This window comes from Trichlorobacter sp., assembly GCF_030247655.1.
Lineage (GTDB): Bacteria > Desulfobacterota > Desulfuromonadia > Geobacterales > Pseudopelobacteraceae > Trichlorobacter.
The window spans coordinates 1-7564 of record NZ_JAOTRZ010000139.1 but is presented as its reverse complement, the minus strand read 5'-3'; the positions used below and the strand labels follow the sequence as shown (position 1 = coordinate 7564).

The 7564-nt window shown below is 48.0% G+C and carries 8 protein-coding genes and 1 pseudogene; 6 read left to right on the top strand and 3 right to left on the bottom strand.

All coding sequences use genetic code 11. The annotated features are described in order from the left end of the window. Positions 1–351 (top strand): hypothetical protein (locus OEL57_RS11605; RefSeq protein ID WP_300740695.1); only part of this gene is annotated, 351 nt, incomplete at its 5' end. A 277-nt stretch (positions 352–628) separates the two neighbouring features. Then, on the top strand, positions 629–775 hold the full coding sequence (locus OEL57_RS11600; RefSeq protein WP_300740694.1) for a hypothetical protein: 147 nt from the start codon (positions 629–631) through the stop codon (positions 773–775). Positions 776–792: 17 nt separating this feature from the next. Here the strand turns inward: OEL57_RS11600 and OEL57_RS11595 are convergent, their stop codons facing one another. From OEL57_RS11595 to OEL57_RS16930, 3 genes and pseudogenes are all read right to left on the bottom strand, one after another. Beyond that, a complete protein-coding gene (locus OEL57_RS11595) occupies positions 793–1434 on the bottom strand; it encodes a hypothetical protein (RefSeq protein WP_300740693.1) in 642 nt (213 codons plus the stop codon). A gap of 16 nt (positions 1435–1450) precedes the next feature. Further along, complete coding sequence (locus OEL57_RS11590; protein ID WP_300740692.1) at positions 1451–2203, bottom strand: HNH endonuclease; 753 nt, start codon at positions 2201–2203, stop codon at positions 1451–1453. 83 nt (positions 2204–2286) lie between these two features. Beyond that, positions 2287–2864, bottom strand: a pseudogene (locus OEL57_RS16930) (DUF2779 domain-containing protein). 1026 nt (positions 2865–3890) lie between these two features. On the opposite strand from OEL57_RS16930, the gene OEL57_RS11580 reads away from it, so the two are divergent. The 4 genes from OEL57_RS11580 to OEL57_RS11565 form a co-directional block, all read left to right on the top strand. After that, positions 3891–4754, top strand: coding sequence for a hypothetical protein (locus tag OEL57_RS11580; protein WP_300740691.1), 864 nt, complete (start codon positions 3891–3893; stop codon positions 4752–4754). A gap of 13 nt (positions 4755–4767) precedes the next feature. Continuing rightward, positions 4768–5838 (top strand): cell division protein FtsZ, encoded by a 1071-nt coding sequence (ftsZ, locus tag OEL57_RS11575; protein ID WP_300740690.1) that lies wholly within the window; start codon positions 4768–4770, stop codon positions 5836–5838. Continuing rightward, positions 5831–6562, top strand: a complete 732-nt coding sequence (locus OEL57_RS11570) for a DnaA ATPase domain-containing protein (protein ID WP_300740689.1) — start codon at positions 5831–5833, stop codon at positions 6560–6562. Before ftsZ ends, OEL57_RS11570 begins: the two co-directional genes overlap by 8 nt. Positions 6563–6927: 365 nt before the next feature. Further along, a partial coding sequence (locus tag OEL57_RS11565; RefSeq protein WP_300740688.1) for an FGGY family carbohydrate kinase occupies positions 6928–7564 on the top strand: 637 nt, incomplete at its 3' end.

The window sequence follows — 7564 nt, the reverse complement described above, 5'->3', positions numbered from 1 at the left end:
GAACAGGCCATGCAAATTGCGTGCGCTGTTGCCGGTTACACGCCTGCCCAGGCTGAAATTTTGTGGCGCAATTTGGCTAAAAAAAATCCAGAAAAAGTGGCGAATGAAAAAAAACGCTTCATTGCAACGGCTGTTTCAAAAAAAAGAACTGCCCCGGACAAGGCTGCGGAGGTGTTCGACTTTCTATCAATTAATGTGGAGTATGGTTTTATAAAGGCACATGCGGTGTCTTGGGCGCTCATCGCTTATCAGAGTGCATGGCTCAAGACCAACTATCCGGAGGAGTTTGTTCATGCCTTGGTAATGAGCGGCAAGATTCACGAAGACTGGGATGAAGAGGAGTGGCCCTGATCTACAGCTTTTGTTCTGTCTGCAGGATAATTCGAGTTGTGAAATGAATTGACTGTGATAAACGAACTGCAACAACAAGGTCTTGGATGCGTAATCTTAATGCAGAAAACAGTACAGCAACTTCGTTGCTGGATCAGTGATAACTACAGCATTCAGGACGCAACGACACCGCACCGTGAAAGTCTTTATGACGTACAGCACCCAATGGGGGTCAAAACGCTATCTGAACTATACGGTATCTGAACATTAATCTTGATAACGTAAAAGGGATCTGCTGGTGTTCAGACCTGCGAGGCAGTGGGGAATGAAGGTCTGTGTCAGCCTGGCAGATGTTTGCCAGTCTGACACAGATGGTGATATTTCAAGGGTGCTGGAACTGCATGATGCTACGTTCAGGGCTGGGTGGGGGGAGTGTCAGCAGTAGAGATACACCCCTATCTGTCATTTGACTACTGGTATGATTACTAGCGCAAGATCCTTGTCAAACACAATTTTCTTGCCTTTTTTAAAGTTGTAAGGCTCATGGAAGCCCATATCCTCAATCGCACGTATCTGATTCTCTCTTTTTTTAGTATGTTGGGTCTTTAGTTCTCCAAAAGACTTTGATGTCATATAGTCTACAAACATCCTGTTGTGGAATTCACGAAGGATTGCTGTAGGATTAGCCAGTTCAGCCACGAGGCAACCAGCTAGAAGAATGCAAAGTTCACCACCTTCCAGCTTTTTGGCATGTTTTATTCGCCAGTAATCAGAAGATAATTGACCAATGTCGTACAGAGCTTTACTAATGACAGCGTTAGGCCTAGGGAATTTTACCACTTTCAGCTCGATACCGTAGTTATTGTAGAGTATATCTAGTCTTCCATCATCGTCTCCGCATATTTGGCAAGCCCCTATATCTGCTAGCTTTACCTCATGCTTGACTTTGTCTTTTGGCAGCTCATTTGAAAGGCAACTATGTAAAAGTGCTTCAAGCCCTATAAACTCTCCTTGGAAAGTTTTGCTGATCTTCGATAAAGCATTTTTGTAAACAGGTAAGTCTATCATTTTCAATCCTTTCGTTATTTTTTCCTCTCTAGGCATAGGTTCAGCACGCTGGTTAGCTGGTCGGATTTTGTTGTATATATTCTAATGCCCGTTGCACCCTCTTTAAAGTCTCCTCCTTAAGCTGTGAGTTAATTAGAAGGTCTTTGTAGCTGTCTGCAACATCTTCCTGAACTTCAATTTTACCGCTTTCATTAATGGTGAACATGTTTGCATCGTACAAGCGGTGTATGTCGGCTCTAAGCAAAATTCCATTTTCAATAACCTCTGCACCGCCTCGACTTGCCGGAATTATGTGTGCGGCTTCTAAGACTTCCTTAGTTCTCTCTCCGGTTATTGTGCAACATTCATCGAGTGTAATAAGCGCAGATCTGAATATTGCTTGCATTCTTTGAATGCGAGTAACCGATTCTCTAACTATTTCACCAACCAAGGGGACATCAATAATCTCCAACGTGACTTCTCCGTTGTTTTCATCTCCATCCGTCGCATCAATCCATTCTGCTGTACCAGATAATGTATCTCTGTTAATTCTGATTATTGATTTCCCCCAGCACACGTCATCAGCAGCAAGATGCGGGTTGTTGTCTTGGTCGTATATAATGCTAATTTCAATTACGTTATCTTCAATTATCCGTATCTTTGAAGCGGTTGAATATTTTACCCATCGTTTGTCTTTGCGCCACCATTCAATTGTTGATGAGATACGCAGCGTGTTATCTATAGTTGTCAGGTCAATTTCAATGTATTCGTCCGAGTATTCCCAGGGAATCAGAATCCCCTTGCTGATCATTGCTGTATTTGTCATTGCCGCGGCTCCCTGTGTATGTGTAAGAGTCTGAAAATATGTTCATCGCTCGTTACAGCTGATTTAATAACAGTCTCAATTTGTTATTTTGCCCTTGATTTTAATTGCACAACATCTAGCAACTTCACCATCGCCAGCGTATCCTGCTTGCAATAGGCCAACAACTGTTTCCTGAGAGTACCAAGCTTTTGGGGCCTGTCGACCAGGGCGCACATCTCGTGGTAAGCCTGCATGGCCGCCCCACCATCCGCAATCTCCAGATCGTCATAACTCAAATCCTTTACAAAGGCAGGCAACACCGCCTTGAGTGAGTGTGAACCCTGCTGCTTCCACGAGTACAAATGCCGCGCTTTGAATGGATCAAGCAGATCAACCATGTTGGCAACCAGTGCTTGAATTTGCTTCTTCTTTCGTGGGAATAGTTTGCCCAGCTCCTCAAGCCTTGTAGCCTCAAATGGCTTGTAGTAGACCATGATGGGACCATCCTCCGGCAACAGCTCTAGTAACTCGTCCAGAAACTCCTTTCGAGGATCTCCGCCGGGAGGTGCCAGATATTCATGGTGATACAGCCTGCACCTGGCTTCTTTTGGATATGCAGCGAAAACTGAAACGGCATCTGCTGGTACGGGCGCTGTCCATCGTATGAAGGAACTGCTTCCATAAAGGTCTCAAAATCAAGAAAGCAGAGTGGGTATGAGAGAGTATCCAGAAACTCCTGCAAACCCTGCTTGTTAACAATGGTCTGCTTTTTCTTTGCTGCCTCCACCTGCTGGTGCTGTTTTCCCTTTACCCGCTCAAGCGAAATGTCTTTCAGTTTTGTTATCCCTTCATGAAACAGTTGGTAACAATCAGCCCCTTTACCGGCAAGCTCAAATACCGACCCTTCATCCGGGACATCCTGCCAGCAGTGACCGGTAAACTGGCATTCATACGGTTCATAGCAGTGTGGGCCAATTGGCATATCTGGCTCAGTACCGCTTAACATCTTTTTTAACGTTGCAATCTGCTTCTTTACTGCTGGCTGAAGCTGTTGAATATCTTTGGTCAGATCAGTAATGGTAAACAGTTGATGGGGATCAAGCTTTCCCTTGCGCTGGTATGATGTGTTGATATGTACCAGGTGGGCCTTGGTGATCTTGATACCGGCATTGGTGATGACATAGTGCTGCAGGGCCAGGTCATCATAGTACGTATCCTTTAACTTCTTGGAACTTTTGACTTCATACAACTCCCAACCACCTCGAACCTTACGCAGGATGTCTGCCTTTACAAATACGCCATTATGCTGGAATGATGCTTCGTAAATTACCTTGTTATGTTTGAGAGCCTCTTCTGTCTGCTGTAGTTGCTCTTCAATAGTGAGGCCTGCATAGGGAATCTCAATTCCTCCTGGAAACAGCCCCTGCGCTACCGCTCCCACTCGATGCCCTTGAGCAAGAATCTCCTCAGTAGGCTCATCACACTCATTTTTCAGCTCTTTGTGCCAGGTTTCCAGCCAGAGGTATTTGGGGCACTGCAGGCCATGGAGATAGCGGGATTTACTGAGGCCGGGGATAGTAGGCTTTTTCATAACAGCTCCAGTCGTTAAGTGTTGATGTACAAGCACTACCATTTTCAAACGACAGCGCCCGTCGCTTAGAGCGCCTATCCTAACCACATTCATATTAATGCGGATTGGAGACGCTTGATGGACAGACGGATGTTTCTTACAGCGATACTACAGGGTAGCCTTGCAACGGTTCTGCTTCCTGACAGTATTACATCCCTTTTGATAACACCCTATGCATCACCGTATCACAGCACGTTTGATTATCAAGTGAGCATGCGTATCTCCGCCATCGGAATAGGTGCGTTTGGCGCGTACTGCACACGCTTGTTGGCCTATTCGGTTCACAATGTCTGTTGCCACGAGGTTGCATTATATCCCCAACAGATCTGTGGCTCTGATCTTTCCCGTGTGGACAACGTTATCCAGTCAAATGATCTGTTATTCCTGCTTGCTGATACGACGCAACCGTCGTGCGGCTCAGTATTGGCAGCCTGCATCAAGATAGCAGCCACAGCAGGTGTTCAAGTGGTTGTGATTGGCCCCCATCTACCTCTTCACCAGCACTCCTCCTCGATTGTCGATTCAGCTGTCGCATACTGCACAATTCCTGATCCACTCAGTGCCCGGAATCTGGTTGGTTTGGTATCTGATCTGGTTAACACCAACAGTTTTGTCGGTATTGACCATGGTGATATCAAAGCGATCTTGCAATCTGGCGGGCATGGCATATTCGCAAGTAACGAAGCCACTGGTGCAGACAGCGGGACGCTGGCATGCAAACAGGCCCTGGAACACTTGCAGCAGTGCGGTATTAACGCCACAACGTGCCGAGGTGCCATGGCCTGTATCTATGGCAGTCCTGACATGCCTTTTGATCTCTACAGCCAAGCTATCACTGCGTTGGATAGCTACTTTCCTACTGATCTCAGCTTTGTCTTTGGCACTGTAGTGGATGAAAAAATCAACAATGTGGTCAGGGTTTCTGTACTGGCAATGAAATAAACAGGAGATCAACATGGAATTATTTCTGCAAAATCAGAGTATTGCCACATTAAAGGTGGTCGGCATCGGCGGGGCAGGGCTAAATGCGGTGAATGCCATGCTGGTAGCCGGATTAGACGGCGTGGAATTTATAGCTGTCAGTACTTCTCAACCACGACTCAGGAAGTCAAATGCGGGGATTAAGATCAGGATAGGTGCAGACCATCGTGGTTTTGGCACCGGTGGTGACCCGCTGGTTGCTAAAAAGGCAGTGCAGGTAAGTCGCCAGGAATTGACGGCATGTCTGGGCGGAGCAGATCTGGTCTTCCTGGTTGCCGGTCTAGGGAGCGGTACTGGAACCGGTGCAACTCCTGAGATCGCCAAACTTGCTAAAGAAGCGGGAGCACTGGTGGTTGCTGTGGTGACCAAGCCGTTTTCACGTGAAGGCAAGCGGCGGATGGAGATTGCTGAACGGGGCATACAGGAACTGTTACCACTGGTTGACAGCCTGATAGTTATTCCCAATGACCGGCTGATTAGCATGTCTGGTAAGGGCACCTCACTACTGGATGCATTTAAACCGGCTGATGATCTGCTGCGGCAGGCTATTCAGGGCATTGTGGAGATTGTAAGTAAACATGGTCATATCAATGTAGATTTCAGTGACCTTAGAACCGTTCTGGGGGCACGTGGCATGGCGGTGATGGGCATTGGTATCTCGAATGCCCCAGGCAGGGCTACAGAGGCTGCAATGGTGGCACTACACAATCCTTTGCTGGAAGGTATGGATATTCAGTGCGCCAAGGGCCTGCTGCTCAACATTTCTGGTAGCAGTAGTATGACCATGGATGAGTTTGATCAGGTCTGCAAGGTGGTGACTGAGCAACTGGATAATGACGTCATCATCATTGTGGGGATGGTGGTTGATGAAGAGTTGGCCGATCAGATCAAGGTTACTGTGATTGCTACTGGAATCAACAGTCCCCCGCCTGTCAAAGACTCAAAAACATGGCTGGCCAAGAACAAGGTGATCTTGCTTGCGCCAGGCAATAATGGCCGTAGTCTCACCAATAGCTTGTTTGATACGGGGGATGACCATGATTGATACGTATTTGCGCCCTGGGTTTACCTTTGGACAGTTTGCCTGCGGAAGCTGCAACCAGTTGGCCTACTCTTCTACTCAAGCGGCGGCAACAGGAAACAGAGCGACATTCAATCCTCTCATCATCTATGGTGCCAGCGGCCTTGGCAAAAGCCATTTGCTACATGCTGCAGGACACCAGTTTGTTGCCAGCAACCCGACAAAGCGGGTCATCTGCTGTACCGCAGATGCCTTCACACAAGCACTCATTGATAGCCTCAGAACAAATCAGCCAAGTATCTTCAGGGACACATTTGGTTCTGCGGATCTCTTGTTGCTGGATAATGTGCAGTCTATTTCACAAAAAGAGCGAAGCCAGCAGGAACTGCAATATCTTCATGACAGGCTTGCTGACCGACAGGTTCAAATTGTGTTGACCTTTGACCAGCATCCTTCAAGGATCAAAGGAATAGCAGGCCACCTTCAATCCTGGTTTTCCGGTGGGATGATTGTTGAGCTCTTAATGCCGGATTATGAAACCAAGCGGCTCATTCTGGATACATTGGCTTTTAGGCATCGTGTAAAACTACTGGATGATGTAGCTGATTTTCTGGCTAGCATTGATGTCACCAGCATCAAAGAGTTGGAAGGGATGATGATCAGGCTTGGCGCTTACAGTTCGTTGCAGAATGTTGAGGTAACTTTGCCATTGGCAATTAAATGCCTGCACGATGTTATCTGTATTTAAATTACAGAGAGATGATGGTATTGATGCAATGCATTGTGCTGCATATCGTGGTCGAGTTATGGTATTTTAGGTGCAATCTCATGAATTTTAGGTGTGTTTTTGGGGTTTGTTTGGTTTTTGTAGTTTGGTAAAGCTGAGTATTGTCAGTTTGTTGTAAAATCAGTTTGGCTCCCACCGTCCAATTAATAGTCCGCAACAGTGCGGATAAGTTCAAAAGCCTTCGAGAAATCGGGGGCTTTTGTTTTTTGAGGGCACCTGGACACTGCTGTTATTCTCCATGCAAACCTGCTCGAATGGGCGTCCGCGATTGCCAAGTGGCCAGACCGCGATATAATCAGCACTTACTTCAGACAGAGGTGTAAAAGATGAGTTTTATTCTTGCACTTGATCAGGGTACCACTAGTTCCCGTGCCCTAGTGTTTGACCATGACGGTACTGTCCGTGGTCTGGCCCAGAAGGAGTTTCGCCAGATCTTTCCCGAGCCTGGTCTGGTGGAGCATGATGCCGAGGAGATCTGGGCCTCACAGCTGGGCGTGGCGGTGGAGGCGATTGCCCGGGCCGGGCTGAGCGCCGCTGACATCGCGGCCATCGGCATCACTAACCAGCGGGAGACAACGGTGGTCTGGGATCGCCGGACCGGTAAGCCGATCCATAATGCCATTGTCTGGCAGGACCGGCGTACTGCTGCGGAGTGTGACCGTCTCAAGAGGCTGGGGCTGGAAGCGACCTTCCGGGCCAAGACCGGGCTGGTGCTAGACCCCTACTTTTCCGGCACCAAGCTGGCCTGGCTGCTGGATCATCTGCCCGGGGCCAGAGCCAGGGCAGAGGAGGGGGAGCTGGCCTTTGGCACCATTGATTCCTGGCTGGTCTGGAACCTGACCGGCGGAGAGCGGCATCTGACCGACGCCAGTAATGCCTCCCGCACACTGTTGTTCAATATCCACGAAGGGTGCTGGGATCAGGAACTGCTGCAGTTGCTCCGGATTCCGCCTGCAATCCTGC